Source organism: Pseudomonas sp. JAI120 (genome assembly GCF_014207255.1).
In the GTDB taxonomy this organism is placed as follows: Bacteria; Pseudomonadota; Gammaproteobacteria; order Pseudomonadales; family Pseudomonadaceae; genus Aquipseudomonas.
In genome coordinates this window covers 59317-76580 of the sequence record NZ_JACHCZ010000002.1, presented here as the reverse complement: position 1 = coordinate 76580, position 17264 = coordinate 59317, and the positions used below count along the sequence as shown (strand labels likewise).

At 60.6% G+C, this 17264-nt stretch carries 16 protein-coding genes; 10 read left to right on the top strand and 6 right to left on the bottom strand.

All coding sequences use genetic code 11. The features are described 5' to 3' along the window. Positions 1-54 precede the first annotated feature (54 nt). Positions 55-1224, bottom strand: coding sequence for an anthrax toxin-like adenylyl cyclase domain-containing protein (locus HDC32_RS12210; RefSeq protein WP_184744219.1), 1170 nt, complete (start codon positions 1222-1224; stop codon positions 55-57). 304 nt (positions 1225-1528) lie between these two features. Here HDC32_RS12210 and HDC32_RS12205 point away from each other — a divergent pair, with 304 nt between their 5' ends. Further along, positions 1529-2152 carry an HAD family phosphatase gene (locus tag HDC32_RS12205; RefSeq protein WP_131698976.1) on the top strand — a complete coding sequence of 208 codons (624 nt, stop codon included), beginning with the start codon at positions 1529-1531 and terminating at the stop codon, positions 2150-2152. On the opposite strand, the gene HDC32_RS12200 is transcribed toward HDC32_RS12205, so the two are convergent. Continuing rightward, on the bottom strand, positions 2149-3054 hold the full coding sequence (locus tag HDC32_RS12200) for a LysR family transcriptional regulator (RefSeq protein WP_184744217.1): 906 nt from the start codon (positions 3052-3054) through the stop codon (positions 2149-2151). The genes HDC32_RS12205 and HDC32_RS12200 overlap by 4 nt on opposite strands. A 104-nt stretch (positions 3055-3158) precedes the next feature. Here HDC32_RS12200 and HDC32_RS12195 point away from each other — a divergent pair, with 104 nt between their 5' ends. Beyond that, positions 3159-4328, top strand: a complete 1170-nt coding sequence (locus HDC32_RS12195; protein ID WP_131698978.1) for an aspartate aminotransferase family protein — start codon at positions 3159-3161, stop codon at positions 4326-4328. Here HDC32_RS12195 and punR read toward each other — a convergent pair. Beyond that, positions 4317-5237 carry a DNA-binding transcriptional activator PunR gene (gene punR, locus HDC32_RS12190; RefSeq protein WP_184744215.1) on the bottom strand — a complete coding sequence of 307 codons (921 nt, stop codon included), beginning with the start codon at positions 5235-5237 and terminating at the stop codon, positions 4317-4319. The two genes, HDC32_RS12195 and punR, sit on opposite strands and share 12 nt — an antisense overlap. A gap of 122 nt (positions 5238-5359) precedes the next feature. Between punR and punC the strand changes: the two genes are divergently transcribed. Next, a complete protein-coding gene (gene punC / locus HDC32_RS12185) occupies positions 5360-6544 on the top strand; it encodes a purine nucleoside transporter PunC (protein WP_131698980.1) in 1185 nt (394 codons plus the stop codon). Here the strand turns inward: punC and HDC32_RS12180 are convergent. Further along, entirely contained in the window at positions 6541-7374 is an 834-nt protein-coding gene (locus HDC32_RS12180; protein WP_184744213.1) for a nucleoside-binding protein, read from the bottom strand. The two genes, punC and HDC32_RS12180, sit on opposite strands and share 4 nt — an antisense overlap. A gap of 159 nt (positions 7375-7533) precedes the next feature. Between HDC32_RS12180 and HDC32_RS12175 the strand changes: the two genes are divergently transcribed. Beyond that, entirely contained in the window at positions 7534-9036 is a 1503-nt protein-coding gene (locus tag HDC32_RS12175) for a nucleobase:cation symporter-2 family protein (protein WP_131698982.1), read from the top strand. Between the two features lie 58 nt (positions 9037-9094). Here the strand turns inward: HDC32_RS12175 and HDC32_RS12170 are convergent, their stop codons facing one another. Together HDC32_RS12170 and HDC32_RS12165 are read right to left on the bottom strand one after the other, a co-directional pair. Further along, entirely contained in the window at positions 9095-10027 is a 933-nt protein-coding gene (locus HDC32_RS12170; RefSeq protein WP_131698983.1) for a proline iminopeptidase-family hydrolase, read from the bottom strand. Between the two features lie 94 nt (positions 10028-10121). Then, positions 10122-10886 carry a LuxR family transcriptional regulator gene (locus tag HDC32_RS12165; RefSeq protein WP_131698984.1) on the bottom strand — a complete coding sequence of 255 codons (765 nt, stop codon included), beginning with the start codon at positions 10884-10886 and terminating at the stop codon, positions 10122-10124. Between the two features lie 183 nt (positions 10887-11069). On the opposite strand from HDC32_RS12165, the gene HDC32_RS12160 reads away from it, so the two are divergent. The 6 genes from HDC32_RS12160 to HDC32_RS12135 are packed head-to-tail and all read left to right on the top strand — an operon-like array spanning position 11070 to position 17227. Continuing rightward, positions 11070-11957 (top strand): proline iminopeptidase-family hydrolase, encoded by an 888-nt coding sequence (locus HDC32_RS12160; protein WP_131698985.1) that lies wholly within the window; start codon positions 11070-11072, stop codon positions 11955-11957. Between the two features lie 3 nt (positions 11958-11960). Beyond that, positions 11961-12908, top strand: a complete 948-nt coding sequence (locus HDC32_RS12155; RefSeq protein ID WP_184744211.1) for an ABC transporter permease — start codon at positions 11961-11963, stop codon at positions 12906-12908. Further along, positions 12905-13762 carry an ABC transporter permease gene (locus tag HDC32_RS12150; protein WP_131698987.1) on the top strand — a complete coding sequence of 286 codons (858 nt, stop codon included), beginning with the start codon at positions 12905-12907 and terminating at the stop codon, positions 13760-13762. Before HDC32_RS12155 ends, HDC32_RS12150 begins: the two co-directional genes overlap by 4 nt. Further along, on the top strand, positions 13759-14715 hold the full coding sequence (locus tag HDC32_RS12145; RefSeq protein WP_131698988.1) for an ABC transporter ATP-binding protein: 957 nt from the start codon (positions 13759-13761) through the stop codon (positions 14713-14715). Before HDC32_RS12150 ends, HDC32_RS12145 begins: the two co-directional genes overlap by 4 nt. Then, a complete protein-coding gene (locus HDC32_RS12140; RefSeq protein ID WP_167656134.1) occupies positions 14712-15731 on the top strand; it encodes an ABC transporter ATP-binding protein in 1020 nt (339 codons plus the stop codon). Before HDC32_RS12145 ends, HDC32_RS12140 begins: the two co-directional genes overlap by 4 nt. Further along, the gene (locus HDC32_RS12135; RefSeq protein ID WP_145334809.1) at positions 15713-17227 is read left to right on the top strand and encodes an ABC transporter substrate-binding protein; all 1515 of its coding nucleotides are present in this window, start codon (positions 15713-15715) and stop codon (positions 17225-17227) included. The genes HDC32_RS12140 and HDC32_RS12135 overlap by 19 nt, the downstream gene beginning before the upstream one ends. Positions 17228-17264 lie beyond the last annotated feature (37 nt).

The following is a 17264-nucleotide window of genomic DNA, read 5'->3' as shown; positions in this document are numbered from 1 at the left end:
GACTGATAGCGGCCTGATCATCGGGTTATCAGGCCGCTGTCTTCCCGTCATGATTCAGGCAAGGCTATTTTTTGCCTGGGTGAAGGCGGACCGCCTCACGTTGGTTACTTCTTTCTCCCACAGGGGATTCAGCGGTACGTGATAACCGCTGTCCTTGGCGGTCTTGATCAGTTCTGCCATTTCCCTGCTGTCGTGGATGATGCTGATTTCATCGAATCGACCCAGTTTTGCCGGTAGGAAAAACGTCGTCGGGTAATTGGCAGCCACTTCCGTGGCCGGGCTGCCCGAGTCCGCGTTGTGATGAACCACTCTCTCTCCCTCGCCGACCAATTTTTGATTGATCAGTCCTATCATCTGCTCTATCCGTGGTGTTGCGTTGCCAAGGTGGGGATCTTCTTTCCGGTAGAAATGGGCGGGGCTTTCGAAGTCTGCGCGTAGCGCCTCAGGAGCTTGCTTATAGCGTTCAACTCGACCCTTGAAGACACTGTGGGCCACGTCCGGTATGGGGAGTTTGTCCTGGGGGCCGAAGTCGTTGATATGGGGCGCGATCAGGTGCAGGTCGTAATCGGCGGTCAACGGTTTACCTTCTGCATGCTTGGCCAGCACTTCAAGGAGCTTGCCTTGATGGGTGATGAAGTAGCTGTCGCTTGAAGGTGACGTGCGATGGGCTTCGAATGTATAGGTTTGCTGACTGGGCCCGTGGGCGCTTAATTGCAATGTGCCGTCAGCGCCTTGAACGGCCAGTTGGGTTATGTGGCCGAGCTTGACCAATACATCAAGGCGCTGGCTCGACAGCTGCAGGGGCGTTGCAACTGCATGGCCTTCTTGGATACACGCTTGGATTTGCTCATTGGCCTTGGCTACTTTGGCTGGTGTTTTTTCAGCAACTTGTTCAAGTTTGCTGAAGGCCTGGTCTGTACAGATCAGACCTGCCTGAGGGCCCCAGTTGGCGCTCTTGCCTTTGATATGGAAGTCCTTGGTGGGGTGCCCGGCTTCTATCAGGCCTGTTGCGACGGTTTCGACCGGGCGTATGCCTATGATGGAGTTGGTGGTCATTGCGATGTCTTGCAAGGGGGCAAGATGGCTTGGCACGATGCCTGTTTCGTCTTTGACCTGATCGATCAGCACTGCTGTGGGAGTATTTGCGCCTTGGGCAAGACAGTTTTGCAGCGCGGCAAGGCTGTATGCGGAAGGGGCGGTCACTGAAGAGGTTATGCTTGTCATTGAAGTTTCTCCGAGTCATATCTACAGCGAAGTTCGATGATTCCCTCCAGACGCTAGCTCCTTGAGTTGGACGCCCGAGATTAAAGTGAGGGCGCCTTCAAACAGGAAGAACAAGTGTGACTATCTATGTGAGATAGAACCCGCGCATTAAAGCTAAAGGCCTTTATTAACACGGGACGCTGCGGGTTCCCCGCGCACGCCTTGTTTGAATCTCAGAACAATCCTACTCGTGCTTACTTGCTGCCAGGGGCCGGGTACATGCCAAACTGTCCTGACTCTGGCGTTGCACAAAAGGGAGGAACCCATGACGATCCGCGCAGTAGTGTTTGACTTTGGCGGTGTACTGTTCGACTGGAACCCGCAGCACCTGTACCGCAAACTGATTGCCGACGATCAAGAGCGGCAGTGGTTCCTCGATAACATCTGTACCCAGGCCTGGAACACCGAGCAGGATGCGGGGCGGCCGCTGGCCGAAGCCACGCAAAGCCTGATCGATCAATACCCCCACCATGAACCCTTGATCGCGGCCTACTACGACCGCTGGCACGAAATGCTGCGTGGCCCGTTGCCCGAAGGCGTGGCGATTCTCAACGCGCTGCATCAGGCCAACATGCCATTGTTCGGGCTCACAAACTGGTCGGCGGAGACCTTTCCCTATGCGCTTGCCAATTACCCCTTCCTTCGGAAATTCCGCAACATCGTGGTGTCCGGCGAGTTGAAGTTGATCAAGCCCGACGCGGCGATCTACCACGCCAGTCTCAGCCAGGTACGGGTGTACCTGCCGGATATCCAGCCGGGGGAAGTGGTGTTTATCGATGATGTCGCCGGCAATATCGAAGCGGCCGTCGCCCTCGGCTGGCAAGGCATTCACCATGTGTCTGCCGAGCAGACGGCGGCGCGATTGCGCGAGTTGGGCGTGGGCTTCTAGCGCGCCCACTTTTCCATGGCGAAATCCACAAAGGCGCGCAGCTTCGGCAAGCGATAACGATCCTGGCCGTACAGCAAATGCATGGGCCGGCTGGGCAGTTGATAGGTGGTCAGCAAGGCCACCAGCTTGCCGGTTTGCAGGTCGGGCTGCACCAGGGCATCCGGCAGCATGACGATCCCCATGCCTTGCACGGCTGCCTGGCGCAAGGCCTGGGAGCTATTGACGGTCAGCGAGCCGGACACCGGGATTTCCACTTCGCCTTCTGCGCCGGTCATGCGCCACAGCTTGTCGGCGTTGCGCCAGTCATCGGTGGAAGGGTAGGCGAACGCCAGGCAGTCGTGCTGTTGCAGGTCCTCGGGCGTCTGTGGTGTACCACGTCGGGCCAGGTAGTCCGGTGAGGCGCACAGGGTGATGGTGTAGTCCTGCATCGGTCGGGCGATCAGGCTTGAGGCTTCCAGTTCGCCAAGGCGGATGGCCACGTCAAAGCCGCTGTCGACCATGTCCACGCGCTGGTTGCTGAGCACCACGTACAGCTTGATCAGCGGGTAGCGTTGGGAAAACTCGCTCAAGGCCGGCGCCAAGCGTTCGGTGCCGAAGGCGGGCGGGGCGGTGATGCGCAGAGTGCCTTTGGGAATGTCACTGTGGGCCTGTTCGGCCAGTTGCTCGGAGTCGGACACCAGTCCCAGTACTTCCAGGCAACGCTGGTAATACTGGCCGCCGAATTCCGTCAGGCTCTGTTTGCGGGTGGTGCGCTTGAGCAGGCTGACGCCCAGGCGTTGTTCGAGGGCGCGCAAGTGGTTGCCGACCATCGTGGTCGACATCCCGCAGGCCTGGGCGGCGGCGGTCATGCTGCCGCTCTCCACCACTTTTACGTATACCGACATCGCCTGGAATAGATCCATTGTAAAGTCCTGGTTTAAAGTCATTGCAGGAAAGTGCAGTTTATCCAGCTCTGGTGGCTAACGATACTTCAACCCATCACAACGATGCACTGGAGCCTGCCACCATGACCGCCGCCTGCCTGATGACCACGTATCAACCCTTAGCCCTGAGTTTTACCCGTGGCCTCGGCACGCGCCTGTGGGACCAGCAGGGGCGTGAATACCTGGACGCGGTGGCGGGCGTTGCGGTGACCAACGTCGGGCATTCGCATCCGAAACTGGTGGCGGCCATCAGTGAGCAGGCCGGCCTGTTGTTGCACACCTCCAACCTCTACAGCATCGATTGGCAGCAACGCCTCGCCCAGCGCCTGACCCAGCTGTCCGGCCTTGACCGTGCCTTCTTCAACAATTCCGGCGCCGAAGCCAACGAGACGGCGCTGAAACTGGCGCGGTTGCATGGCTGGAAAAAAGGCATCGAAGAGCCGTTGGTGGTAGTGATGGAGAATGCTTTCCATGGCCGTACGCTGGGCACCATGGCTGCCAGTGATGGGCCGTCGGTGCGCCTGGGCTTTCAGCGTTTGCCGGGGGATTTTCTCAAGGTCGGTTTCGGTGATCTTGTGGCACTGGAGGCCATCACCAAGACGTTTGGCGCGCGTATCGCGGCGGTCCTGCTCGAGCCGATCCAAGGCGAAAGTGGCGTACAGCCGGCACCGGCCGGTTATCTGCAAGCCCTGCGCGATCACTGTACACGCCACGGCTGGCTGATGATGCTCGATGAAATCCAGACCGGCATCGGCCGCACCGGCGCCTGGTTTGCCTTCCAGCATGAAGGCATTGTCCCGGATGTGATGACCCTGGCCAAAGGCCTCGGCAATGGTGTACCCATCGGTGCCTGCCTGGCCAGGGCTGCGGTAGCCGAGCTGTTCACGCCCGGCAGTCACGGCAGCACCTTTGGCGGCAATCCGCTGGCGTGCCGGGTGGGCTGCACGGTGTTGGACATTATCGAAGAGCAAGGTTTGTTGCAGAACGCTGCGCAACAGGGCGAACGCTTGCTGGCGCGTTTACGCATGGAATTGGAAGACCACCCACAGGTGCTGGCGATTCGCGGACGGGGCCTGATGGTCGGTATTGAGTTGGCCAGCCCCTGTCGCGACCTGGCCCAGCGTGCCGCCCAGGAGCATGGGCTGCTGATCAACGTGACGCGGGGTAAGGTCATTCGCCTGCTGCCGCCGTTGACCCTGGAGGCCAAGGAGGTCGAGATGATCGTGCGGGCCATCGCTCGGCTATTGAGCTAGGTCCCTGCCGTTGAGCCACTCCTGGTTCAGGGTGTCGGTATCCCCCAGGTACTCCAGCAACCATTCCATGGCCGGGGACAGTTTGCTCTGTGCCCAGGCCACGCACGATGGGCTGGCCGGGAAGGGGCGCGTCAGTTGCAGCGCCACCAATTCACCGCGTTCGATCCACGGCAATACCTGATGCGCCGGTGCCATGCCGACGCACAGGCCATCGCGCAGGCAATCGATGGCGGAGGCCCAGTTCGGCACCACCAGCCGCCGCTGGTTATCCAGGGTCCAAGTGTCGCGCTTGGGCAGGTTGCGCGAGGTGTCAGTCATGCACAGTGAGGCGAAGGGGCGCAGTTGGTCGTCATTGAGCAACCCTTCCACGGCCGCCAACGGGTGCCGGGCGCTGACCACGCACAGCCAATTCAATAAGCCCATATCGCGAAAGGTGAAGTGACTGGCCACCGGCACGGCGCTGGTGGCGCCGATGACAATATCGGTGCGCTCATCCGCCAAGGCATCCCACACGCCGTTGTACACCTCGTATTCCAGCAGCAACTCCACCTCGGGAAACTGCCGATAGAAATCCAGCACCAACTGCCGGCAGCGCTGGGGTTTGACGATGGAATCCACCGCCACCTTCAACTGGCCACTCCAGCCATTGGCCACCTGCTGGCACAGGCGCCGTGTGCCGAGCATTTTTTTCATCACGCCGCGGGCTTCGTCGATAAACAGGCGGCCGGCGGGTGTCAGCTCCACATCACGATGCCGGCGCACAAACAGCGGCACCGCGAGCCACTCTTCAAGTTGACGTACGGTATAACTGATGGCTGACGGCACGCGGTGCAATTCCTGGGCGGCGGCGCTGAAGCTGCCATGGCGCGCTACCGCATCGACGACATCCAGGGAGTATTCGGACCACATTAGGGTTGCCTTCAAAATTATTGATAAGAACCGCCAATTATTATCGCTTCACACAAAATCTCTCAGCTTCATAATGGGCGGCAGTCAGCAAATAGTTTGATGGCAAGACTAACAAGGCTTCAATGAAAAATTCTTTTGGTTTCACCTGGTATCTGGCGGGGCTGAGCATGCTCGGTTATCTCGCCATGGACATGTATTTGCCGGCGTTCGGCGCCATGGGCGAGCAGTTGCATATTGGTGCGGGTGCGGTGGGCGCCAGCTTGAGTATTTTCCTCGCGGGCTTTGCGGTGGGGCAGTTGCTGTGGGGGCCCTTGTCCGACCGCCTGGGGCGCAAGCCGATCTTGCTCGCAGGCTTGAGCCTGTTTGTCGTGGGTTGCGCGGGGATGTTTTGGGTCGAGACCGCGCCGCAGTTGCTGGCCTTGCGCTTTATGCAGGCGATTGGCGTGTGTTCTGCGGCTGTGAGCTGGCAGGCGCTGGTGATCGACCGCTACCCGGCCGACAAGGCCCACCGCGTGTTCGCCAGCATCATGCCGTTGATGTCGTTGTCGCCAGCGCTGGCGCCGCTGTTGGGCGCAATGGTGCTGAACCACTTCGGTTGGCAGGCCATCTTCGGCGTATTGCTGGGGGTGTCGCTGCTGTTGCTGCTGCCGACGTTGTTCCTGCGCTCCGTGCCGAAACCTCAGACGCGGGAAGGCGAATCTTCGCGCCTTGGCTATTGGCAGTTGCTCACCTCCCGGGTGTTTACTGGCAATGTGATGATCTTCGCCGCCTGCTCGGCCAGCTTCTTCGCCTGGCTGACCGCTTCGCCTTTCATCCTGGGCGACATGGGCTACAGCCCGAATGACATCGGCCTGAGCTACGTGCTCCCAACCTTGGCGTTTCTGGTGGGTGGCTACAGTTGCCGCAGCGCCTTGCAGCGCTTCCAGGGCAAGACGTTGCTGCCGTGGTTGCTGCTCGCCTATTGCGTCAGCATGGTGGCGTTGTACCTGGTCGCCACCTTGACCGTGCCGACGCTCACCACCTTGCTGATTCCGTTCTGCCTGATGGCGCTGGTCAACGGCGCCAGCTACCCGATCGTGGTGGCGAATGCGCTGATGCCGTTTGCAGAAAATTCCGGTAAGGCTGCCGCTCTGCAGAATACCCTGCAACTGGGCCTGTGCTTTCTCAGCAGCCTGTTGGTGTCGTCGATGATCGAGCAGCCGTTGCTGATCACGGCGATCGTGATGCTGGCGACCGCGCCTTTGGCCGTGTTGGGCTATTGGCTGGCGCGGCGCAACGCAGACGATTCGGAACTGGCGGCCGCCTAGAACGTCACTTCCATGTTCACCGTCGGCGTTGACGTACGGCTGCCCCGGCCGCCGTCCACGCCGAACTTGTTATGCCAGTATTCGTAACCCACCCCGAGGTACAGGTTCGGCTTCACGCCCTTGCCCGGTCGTACTGCGACCATCAGCGCGCTGCGCATCAGGGCTTCCGGTGCCGTGTCGCGGCCATGGTAGTCCGCGCCTTTTTCCCCGACGTAATTGATAAACCCCTGGAATTTCGCCGCATGGTTGGCGATCTCGAAAGGGCGCATCCACGTCAGGTTGAGCATGTAGGTGTCGTCGAACGTGTGGTCTGACTCCTGCGCGCCGGGGATGCCGGTGTGGTTGCGCTCCTTGTAGTACAGGAGGCTCAGGTCCAGCACGCCCACGGTGTTGAACTTCAAGGTAGGGCCGATCACCAGCGCACGTTTTTTCGCCGAAGCGACGTTGTTGTTGCGGTTGGCATCAAAGCCCAGGGTCAGCGCGTAATCCTTGATCAGCCCGGTGCCCAGCGGCACATCCAGCACCCGTGACGCATACAGCTGATGCCGGTACACCGCGTACACCTCACTGCCGCCGTGGTCGGTGCCCTTGCGCGGGTCGTGGCTGTCGGACAGGAACACATCCAGGTTCAGGAAGTTGCTGCCATACCGGTAGCCGCTGGCGTGGGTAAAGCTGTAGATGCGCTTGCTGAAATCGTCGGGGTTATTCGGATTGGTGAACTGCTGGCCGTAGCGAAAACCGACGCTGTTGTTCATCCATTCCACCGCGACAGCCTCCCCGCCGCCGAGGAGGGTGAGTGCAACGGTGGCGCCCTGTAATGCCTTTTTCATTGTTTTAGTGTCCTTTGGCGTTCTGGCTCATCACGGCCCAATGGTTTTTGTAACGCCGCTGGAGGGTATCTTGTTCGATTGATTGTATACAGCTCTATGGACATCTAGTCTTAAGATTGAATACAGTGTCCGCACAACAAAAACAGAGATCCCCTCACCATGACTATCCCGAAGGCGTCACCGCAGCGGCCGGAAGATGAGAATCTAGGCGTCGCCGCTAACATGGCTTACGGCCTGCAGCATGTGCTCACCATGTACGGCGGCATCGTCGCGGTACCCTTGATCGTCGGCCAGGCGGCCGGGCTGTCGCCGGCGGATATTGGTCTCTTGATCGCCGCATCGTTGTTTGCCGGTGGCCTCGCCACCTTGTTGCAAACCCTTGGCCTGCCGTTCTTTGGCTGTCAGTTGCCGTTGGTGCAGGGCGTGTCGTTTGCCGGTGTGGCGACCATGGTGGCGATTGTCGGCAGCGATGGCGCCGGCGGAGTGCCGGCGATTCTCGGCGCGGTGATGGCCGCGTCGTTTATCGGGCTGTTGATCACCCCGGTGTTCTCGCGGATCACCCAGTTTTTCCCGCCGTTGGTGACCGGTATCGTGATTACCACCATCGGCCTCACCCTGATGCCCGTGGCGGCGCGCTGGGCCATGGGCGGTAACAGCCGCGCGGCGGATTTCGGCAGCATGCCCAATATCGGCCTGGCGGCGTTGACCCTGGTGCTGGTGCTGCTATTGAGCAAGATCGGCAGCGCAACCATCTCGCGCCTGTCGATCCTGCTGGCGATGGTGATCGGTACGGTGATAGCGGTGTTCCTCGGCATGGCGGATTTTTCCGGCGTCACCCAGGGGCCAATGTTCGGTTTCCCTACGCCATTCCATTTCGGCATGCCGACCTTTCACATCGCGGCGATCATTTCCATGTGCATCGTGGTGATGGTGACCCTGGTGGAAACCTCGGCCGACATCCTGGCGGTGGGCGAAATCATCGACACCAAGGTCGACTCCAAACGCCTGGGCAACGGCCTGCGCGCCGATATGCTGTCGAGCATGTTCGCGCCGATCTTCGGTTCGTTCACCCAGAGTGCCTTCGCCCAGAACGTAGGCCTGGTGGCGGTGACCGGGGTGAAGAGTCGCTTTGTGGTCGCAACGGGTGGGCTATTCCTGGTGATCCTCGGTTTGCTGCCATTCATGGGGCGAGTAATCGCCGCGGTGCCGACCTCGGTATTGGGCGGTGCCGGGATTGTGCTGTTTGGCACCGTGGCGGCCAGTGGTATTCGCACTTTGTCCAAGGTGGACTACCGCAACAACATGAACCTGATCATCGTTGCCACCTCCATCGGTTTCGGCATGATCCCGATTGCTGCGCCGAGTTTCTACGACCAATTCCCCGGCTGGTTCGCGACCATTTTCCACTCGGGTATCAGTTCGTCGGCGATCATGGCGATCCTGTTGAACCTGGCGTTCAACCATTTCACTGCGGGTAATTCAGACCAGCAGTCGGTGTTTGTCGCGGGGACTGAGCGCAGTTTGTGCTTCCACGACGTATCGGCATTGCGCGAGGGGGATTACTTCAGTGGCGGCAAGTTGTTCGATGCCGAGGGCAAGGAGATTCCATTGGTGGCGGAGGTGCCAAGGAAAGCTGCACAAGCTGAAACCACAGAGGTCTAAAAATGTGGGAGGGGCGGTGCGACGATTCGACTTGCACCGCCCCTCCCACATTTGGAACTCAACCAGCCTTGCGGACTGTGTGCGGAACAGAACACGCCTCATCCAGAAACTTCACCACGGTGCCCATGCACGCCTGGCGTTCTTCCACGTGGGGCATGTGGCTGGAGTCTTCGAACAGCGCCCAGCGCACATCCGCGATCTCATCCAGGAACGGCTTGACCACCAGTGGCGTGGCCTCATCATGCCGGCCGGAGATCACCAGGGTCGGCACCTTAATTGCCGACAGGCGGCCAATGGATTTCCAGTCCTTCAGGCTGCCGATTACGTGGAACTCGGTCGGGCCGCTCATGGCGTGGTACACCGTGGGGTCTGAGTCGACCTGGGCGAAGGTGCGCGCCACTTCTTCCGGCCACGGGTTAACGCGGCACACATGCTGGTCATAGAACACCCGTGAGGCGGCGAGGTATTCCGGGTCGTTATACGTGCCGGCGGCTTCATGCTTGAGCAGGGTTTCATGCACGCCTTGGGGCAGCAGTTTGCGCAGGCGGTTGGCCTCGCTGACCCAGGTGCGCATGCAGGTTGGCGAGTTGGCCGGGATAAACGCACGCAGGCCCTTGGGTTGCAGGATTGCGTGCTCGCTGCCGAGCATGCCGCCCCAGGACTGGCCGAGGATCGCGTAGTTATCGCTGATTTGCAGGTGGTCCAGCAGGTTATCCAGTTCTTTAAGAAACAGATCGACGGTCCAGAAGGACGGGTCTTTCTCAGGCAAGTGCGTGGAGCGGCCATTGCCGAGTTGGTCGTAGTGGATGACCGCATGACCGCTGGCTGCGACGTCCTTGAAGGCGTCGACATAATCATGGGTGCAGCCGGGGCCACCGTGGATGACCACCAGCGGTGTACGGCCGCTGGCCAGATCACCCGTGACGCGGTACCAGGTCTGGTAGGCGCCAAACGTGGCATACCCTTCGCGGATTTTTTCGATGAATTCCATTTCGTACCCTGCTCTGAAAATAAAGGATCAGGGACACGATAAGCCTTGGGCAACATTCAGGTAACTAGCAAAACAGCTAGGTTTTGCCAAAAAGTCAGTCTTCGAGCAGGCGGTAATGGGTCGCGCGCACCACGGCCTGTACACGGTTCTTGGCCCCCAGTTTGTGCATCGCCGAGGCAAGGTGCAGGGTGATCACCGCCAGTGAACGGCTCAATTGCGTGGCGATTTCGGCGGCGGTCAGGCCTTCGGCGGCCCATTTCAGGCATTCGCGCTCGCGTTTGGTCAGGTGAATGTGCGGGTAGGTGCGCAGCTCCTTGCCGAACAGCGGGTAGGCCGCTTCCTGCAAAGCGTGGGAAATCAGGCTGAAGTCCGACAAGGTCTGCTGCGCGTCCTGCAGCACGGTTGGCGTGTTGCCGGTGCGCAAGCCGGTCAGTGAAGCGAAGCCGCCACGGGGCAGATGCATCGGAACGCTGACGCCGCAGGTCAGTTGCTGGTCGTGCAGGTAGGACGAAACGGGGGCGTGACAGGGGTCGATGATGGTTTGCAGGGCCGTGTCAGCCTTGGCTTCGTAGGACCACACGAACGGTGACACCGTGCGCAGGGCCAGGTGTTGCACCGGATCGATCTGGTAGAACCCTTTGCTGCACCACAACCCATGCCAATCGGTCGGCGTGTTGCGCAGCTCCAGCACCGATGGGGTGATCAATGCACCATCCTGGTCTATTGGCACCGGGGTGTAGTCGTACACCAGTGCATCGAAGCCCATCTGCTGGGCGAGGATGAACGTGTTGTCCATCTGCTCATCCAGGCTCCTGCCCGGCATCAGACGATTGTTGAAGGCAGTTAGCTTGGCCAGCATCCGTTCTGCTCCCGAATTCATTTGAATCTCGACTTCCTGCAAGTAGAATGCCACGCCCCGGCGAAGGACTGCCAGGCCAAACCTATAAGAAATACTAGGTTATGGACGCGCGGCATCCTCGGTAGTGTTGGCCTGATAAACGGCCGCTACCCGCCAGGCCGATACAACACAAGGAATGTATGCATGTGGCGTGAAATTGCCCCCGACCAGCAGTACAACGTGCAAGTCGATGGCCACAACCTCGTGGTCTACAGCTTCGGCGAAGGCGATGAGGTGCTCTTGTGTCTCAACGGTGGGCCGGGCCTGCCGTGTGACTACTTGCGCGACGCCCATGGCTGGCTCAAGGACCATAACCTGCGAGTGGTTGCATTCGACCAGCTTGGCACAGGCGCATCAGCCAGACCGACCGATGTTTCCCTGTGGGAAATCCGCCGTTATGTCGAAGAAGTCGAAACCGTGCGCCAAGCCCTGGACCTCGGCCGCGTGCACCTGCTCGGGCATTCCTGGGGCGGCTGGCTGGGCATCGAATACGCCATCCATTACCCCGACACGCTGAAAAGCCTGATCCTCGAAAACACCGTCGGCGACATTCCGCATCTTTCTCAAGAACTCGAACGCCTACGCGGCGCGCTGGGCAGTGAGACCGTGGCGATGATGCAGCGCCACGAAGCCATGGGTACCCTGGATCACCCGCAGTACCAGGCTGCAATCACCTTGCTCAACTATCGCCACGTCTGCCGCTTGGACGAATGGCCCGAACCGGTCAAGCGCTCCCTCGGCGACTGGAACATGGGCCCCTACGAAACCATGCAGGGCCCCAATGAATTCCTCTACGTCGGCAACCTCAAGGACTGGAACCGCATCCCCGAGATGGCCGCTTTCAGCATGCCGATCCTGATCACCACCGGCCAGCACGACGAACTCACCCCGGCCTGCGCCATGCGCATGAAGATGGCGGCCAGACACGCCGAACTGCATGTATTTCCCAACAGCAGCCATATGCCGTTCTATGAGGAGCCACACGCTTATTTTCCGGTACTGTTGGACTTTCTCGCTCGCCACCGAGGCTGACAGATGAACCTGGCGCGCTACCGTTTTGTACTGTCCCGGCCGCTGCAATTGCTGCCGGTACTGTTTGGCATCAGCCTGATCACGTTTGTGCTGGTGCGCTTGATCCCGGGCGACCCGGCACGCGCCTTGCTCGGCTCGCGCAGCACGCCGGACGCTTTGCTGAAAATCCGCGCCCAGTACGGCCTCGACCAGCCTTTGTGGCAGCAGTATTTCTACTTCCTGAAGAACCTGCTCAAGGGCGACCTCGGCCAATCACTGCTGTACAAAGTCGACGCCTTGAAGCTGATCGTCACCCGTATCGAACCCACCCTGGTGCTGGTGCTCGGCAGCGTGGTGCTGGCGCTGCTGATTGCGGTGCCGCTGGCGACGTTGGCCGCACGCAATAAAGGCGGGTGGGCGGATAACCTGATCCGTGTGTTCACCACCGTGGGCCTGGGCATGCCGGCGTTCTGGCTGGGCCTGATGCTGATCCTGCTGCTCAGTGTGCAATGGGGCCTGTTCCCGGTGTCCGGCTACGGCCGCACCTGGCTGGACAAGGCGCACCATATGGTCTTGCCGTGCCTGACCATCGCCCTGGCGCTGTCGGCGGTGCTGGTCCGCAACCTGCGGGCGAGCATGTTGATGGAGCTGCAGGCCGACCACGTCACTGCCGCGCGGGCCCGCGGGTTGTCGGAAGCTGCGGTGTTCCGTCGCCATGTGCTGCCCAATTCCCTGGTGCCGGCGGTCAACCTGCTGGCGGTGAATATTGGCTGGCTGATCAGCGGCACCGTCGTGATCGAAAGCCTGTTCGCCATTCCCGGTATCGGCCAATTGCTGGTGCGCGGCATTTTTACCCGCGACTACATGGTGGTGCAGGGCGTAGCGATGGTGCTGGCCTGCGCGACGGTGGTGGTCAACTTCCTCGCCGATGTGGTCACGGTGGCCCTCGACCCACGGGTGAAGATGCAATGAGCAGTCGCCCGTTGATTGCCCCGTGGCGCCTGCGCCTGCGTTTTGGTTTTCGCAATGGCCGACTGACGGCCGCGTGGGGGCTGTTGATTCTGTCTGTGTGGCTGGCCCTGGCCGTGTTTGCGCCGTGGATCGCCCCCTATGACCCCATTGCGCAAAACACGGAAATGGCATTGCTCGGCCCTGGCCTGGCCCATCCATTTGGCACTGATAATTACGGTCGAGACATCCTTTCGAGGGTTATCTGGGGCGCGCGCGTCGACCTGCAGCTTGCCATCATCGGGGTGATATTCCCGTTCATGATCGGCACGTTTGTCGGTGCCGTTTCTGGCTATATCGGCGGGCGCTTCGACAGCTTCTGCATGCGTGTGATCGATGTGATCCTGGCGTTTCCGTTCCTGGTGTTGATGCTGGCGATCATGGCCATCCTCGGTCCGGGCCTGAAGAGCTTTTATATCGCCATGGCGCTGGTCGGCTGGGTCTCGTACGCGCGGCTGATCCGCTCACAGATCCTGGTGCTCAAGGAGAGCGACTTTGCCCTGGCGGCCAAGAGCCTGGGTTTTGGCCATGGGCGCATCCTGTTCCGGCATTTGCTGCCGAATGCGATGTTTGGCTCGATTGTGTTTTCCATGTCTGACGCGGTTCTGGTGCTGCTCAACGGTGCGGCCGTGAGCTACCTGGGCCTGGGCGTGCAACCGCCGACGGCGGAGTGGGGGACGATGATTGCCGAAGGGCAGGCGTTTATCACCACGGCCTGGTGGATCTGCACCTTTCCGGGGTTGGCCATCGTGACCCTGGCCATGGGCTTCAGCTTGCTGGCCGATGGCGTGGCGCAAGTGTTGGGGGATCGCTCATGAGTCTGCTTCAAGTGCGGGATCTTAGTGTGATCGCCAATAACAGCGGGCGCGATGTGACCCTGGTCGACCGCGTGTCCTTCGACCTGGCCGAAGGCGAGATCCTCGGCCTGGTGGGTGAAAGCGGCTCGGGCAAGACCATGGCCTGCCGTGGCTTGATGCGCTTGTTGCCGTCGCCCAACCTGCGCGTCCAGGGCGGTGCGGTACGCCTGGCGGGCCAGGACCTGCTGCAACTGGATGACACCGGCATGCGCGCAGTGCGTGGCGGGCAGTTGGGCATGATCTTCCAGAACCCCAGCAGCCACCTTGACCCGTTGATGCGCATCGGCGATCAGATCGCCGAAGGCATTCGCCTGCATCAGGGTGCGTCGAAAAAAGACGCGCGCCGACAAGCTATCGAGGTGCTGCGCCAGGTGGGCATTCCCGATCCCCAGGCACGGATCGACAACTATCCCCATGAGTTTTCCGGTGGCATGCGCCAACGCGCGATGATCGCCGTGGCCCTGGGCTGCAACCCGAACGTATTGATTGCCGACGAACCGACCACGGCTTTGGACGTGACCGTGCAGGCACAGATCCTGCGCCTGTTGCTGGACCTGCGTGACCAGCGCGGCCTGTCGCTCATCATGATCACCCACGACCTCGGCGTGGTCGCGCAAACCTGCGATTCCATCGCCGTGATGTACGCCGGGCGCCTGTGTGAACACGGCAGCAAGTACGACGTGCTCGCCCATCCGCAACACCCCTACACCGCAGGCCTGATTGATTGCCAGCCGGCCCACAGCAGTGGCCACGCGTTGCTGCGCACCATCCCCGGCCAGCCGCCCTTGCTCGATGCGTTACCCGACGGCTGCCGTTTCAACCCGCGTTGCCCGCAGGTCGGCGCGTTGTGCACCGAACTGTTGCCCGAAGGCGCGCGCGTGGCGTGTCACTACCCGTTGGGAGCACGCCCATGAGCCTGTTGCAGATCAAGGACCTGGAGGTGCGGTTCGCCGCGTCCGGCACGGGTGTGTTCGGCCTGAACAAGCAGTGGGTGAGGGCGGTGAACGGTGTGTCGCTGAACCTGGCTGCCGGTGAAACCCTGGGGTTGGTGGGGGAGTCCGGCAGCGGCAAAAGCACCTTGGGCCGCGCGATCCTGCACCTCAACCCGATCAGTGCCGGGCAGGTGCTGTTCGATGGCATCGACATGGCCCATGGCAGCGCGGTCGACATCGCGCGCCTGCGCCATGAAACGGCGATGATCTTCCAGGATCCCTACGCCGCGTTGAACCCGCGCCACACCATCGGCGAAACCATCGCCGAGGTGCTGCGGGTGCAGCGCAAAGTCCCGGCAGCGCGCATCCCGGCTCGCGTCAACGAGTTGCTTGACCTGGTCGGCCTGCGCCCCGAACTGGCCAGTCGCAAACCCGGCTCCCTCAGTGGCGGCCAATGCCAGCGTGTCGGTATTGCCCGGGCGCTGGCGGTGGAGCCACGCTTGATCATTGCCGACGAATGCGTGGCAGCGCTGGATGTATCGATCCAGGGCCAGATCATCAACCTGCTGTTGGAACTGCAACAGCGCATGAACCTGGCGATCCTGTTTATCGCCCACGATTTGGCCATCGTGCGGCGCCTGTGCGACCGCGTGGCGGTGATGTACCTGGGCAAGATCGTCGAGGAAGGGCCGGTGGAAGCGGTCTTCACCTCGCCGCGCCATCCGTATACAGCCGCGTTGATCGAGGCGATTCCGGAGATCGATCCGCACCGGCCTTTGCCGACGCAGCCGTTGCCTGGCGAGCCGCCGAGCCCCCTGAATTTGCCTGCGGGTTGTGCCTTCCACCCGCGTTGCCGGTACGCCCGGACGATGTGTTCCGTGGTATTGCCGCCTACCCATTCCCTGCACGAGCATCGGTACAGTTGCGTGCTTGAAGAACCGTTGACCCTTCCTGCCCATCATGAACAAGGAGTTATGACATGCAATCCCGCCACTTGAAGTTGCTTGCCGCTGCCACGTTGACAGCTTGGTCGCTGACCGCCGGCCTGGCCCAGGCCGCCGGCGTCCTCACCATCGGCTGCCGTGAAGACAGCACCACGTTCGACCCGATCAAAAGCGCGCAAAACCGCGATACCTGGGTATTCGCCAACGTCTACGACACCCTGGTACGCGTGGATAACCTGGGCACCAAGATGGAGCCGGGCCTGGCTGAAAGCTGGGACATCTCCAAGGACGGCCTGACCTACACGTTCAAACTGCGAGATGCGAAGTTCTCCGATGGCTCGCCAATCACTGCCGAGGACGCGGCGTTCAGCCTGCTGCGTATCCGCGACAACAAGGCCTCGTTGTGGGCTGATCCGTTCAACCTGATCAACACGGCCAAGGCATCAGACCCGCACACCCTGGTCGTCACGCTGAAGACTCCGGCGGTAGCTTTCCTGTCGCAACTGGCCTCGCCGACGGTTTCGATCCTGTCGGAAAAAGCCATGACCAAAATGGGGGAAGACGCCTACTCCGAAAATCCGGTGACCTCCGGCGCGTTTACCGTGGACGAATGGCGCAAGGGCGACCGGGTCATCCTGAAGAAGAACCCGAATTTCTGGCAGGCCAAGAAGGTCAGCCTGGACGGCGTGGAGTGGGTCTCCGTGACCGACGACAACACGCGGATGCGCATGGTGCAGAACAACGAGTTGGACACGGCGATCTTCGTACCGTTTTCCCGGGTTGAGGAACTGAAGAAAGACAAGAACGTGGTGATCCACTCCGACCCGTCCACCCGTGAAGATCACCTGCTGATCAACCACGCCCACGGCCTGCTGGCCAAGCAGGAAGTGCGCGAGGCGCTGGACATGGCGATCGACAAACAGTCGCTGGTGAAAACCGCCACTTACGGTCAAGGCACGGTGGCCTATTCCTACATCCCGAAAGGCTCGTTGTTCCACTACGCCAACAACCTGCAACGCCCGTATGACCCGACCGCCGCCAAGCAGCTGTTGGAAAAGGCTGGCGCGAAGGACTTGAAGCTCAACTATGTGGTCAACGCCGGCAACGAAGCCGACGAGCAGATCGCTGTGATCATCAAGGACCAGTTGGCCAAGGTCGGTGTGACCGCCAACCTGCAGAAAGTCGACCCGACCCAAAGCTGGCAGATGCTGGTGGACGGTGAGTACGATATTTCGGTGATGTACTGGACCAACGACATCCTCGACCCGGACCAGAAGACCACCTTCGTGCTTGGCCACGACACCAACCAGAACTACATGACCCGCTACAAGAATGACAAGGTCAAGGACTTGGTCGCAGCGGCGCGCATTGAGGCCGACCCGGTCAAGCGTGAGCAGATGTATGTGGAGTTGCAGAAACTGGCGAAACAGGATGTGAACTGGATCGACCTGTACTACAGCCCGTACATCAACATCTCACGCAAGAATGTGAGCAACTTCCTGCAAAACCCGCTGGGGCGCTTCACCCTTGAGGAAGTGGTGAAGAACTAAGAGCCAGAGAACACCGCAATACAAATGTGGGAGGGGG

What these genes read in the sequence shown, in the direction of transcription:
- HDC32_RS12210 (WP_184744219.1), bottom strand. Translation starts at nt 1,224, where the DNA reads ATGACAAGCATAACCTCTTCAGTGACCGCCCCTTCCGCATACAGCCTT.
- HDC32_RS12195 (WP_131698978.1), top strand. Translation starts at nt 3,159, where the DNA reads ATGACCGCCGCCTGCCTGATGACCACGTATCAACCCTTAGCCCTGAGT.
- HDC32_RS12205 (WP_131698976.1), top strand. Translation starts at nt 1,529, where the DNA reads ATGACGATCCGCGCAGTAGTGTTTGACTTTGGCGGTGTACTGTTCGAC.
- HDC32_RS12140 (WP_167656134.1), top strand. Translation starts at nt 14,712, where the DNA reads ATGAGCCTGTTGCAGATCAAGGACCTGGAGGTGCGGTTCGCCGCGTCC.
- punC (WP_131698980.1), top strand. Translation starts at nt 5,360, where the DNA reads ATGAAAAATTCTTTTGGTTTCACCTGGTATCTGGCGGGGCTGAGCATG.
- HDC32_RS12170 (WP_131698983.1), bottom strand. Translation starts at nt 10,027, where the DNA reads ATGGAATTCATCGAAAAAATCCGCGAAGGGTATGCCACGTTTGGCGCC.
- HDC32_RS12165 (WP_131698984.1), bottom strand. Translation starts at nt 10,886, where the DNA reads ATGCTGGCCAAGCTAACTGCCTTCAACAATCGTCTGATGCCGGGCAGG.
- HDC32_RS12150 (WP_131698987.1), top strand. Translation starts at nt 12,905, where the DNA reads ATGAGCAGTCGCCCGTTGATTGCCCCGTGGCGCCTGCGCCTGCGTTTT.
- HDC32_RS12200 (WP_184744217.1), bottom strand. Translation starts at nt 3,054, where the DNA reads ATGGATCTATTCCAGGCGATGTCGGTATACGTAAAAGTGGTGGAGAGC.
- HDC32_RS12135 (WP_145334809.1), top strand. Translation starts at nt 15,713, where the DNA reads ATGCAATCCCGCCACTTGAAGTTGCTTGCCGCTGCCACGTTGACAGCT.
- HDC32_RS12180 (WP_184744213.1), bottom strand. Translation starts at nt 7,374, where the DNA reads ATGAAAAAGGCATTACAGGGCGCCACCGTTGCACTCACCCTCCTCGGC.
- HDC32_RS12145 (WP_131698988.1), top strand. Translation starts at nt 13,759, where the DNA reads ATGAGTCTGCTTCAAGTGCGGGATCTTAGTGTGATCGCCAATAACAGC.
- HDC32_RS12160 (WP_131698985.1), top strand. Translation starts at nt 11,070, where the DNA reads ATGTGGCGTGAAATTGCCCCCGACCAGCAGTACAACGTGCAAGTCGAT.
- HDC32_RS12155 (WP_184744211.1), top strand. Translation starts at nt 11,961, where the DNA reads ATGAACCTGGCGCGCTACCGTTTTGTACTGTCCCGGCCGCTGCAATTG.
- punR (WP_184744215.1), bottom strand. Translation starts at nt 5,237, where the DNA reads ATGTGGTCCGAATACTCCCTGGATGTCGTCGATGCGGTAGCGCGCCAT.
- HDC32_RS12175 (WP_131698982.1), top strand. Translation starts at nt 7,534, where the DNA reads ATGACTATCCCGAAGGCGTCACCGCAGCGGCCGGAAGATGAGAATCTA.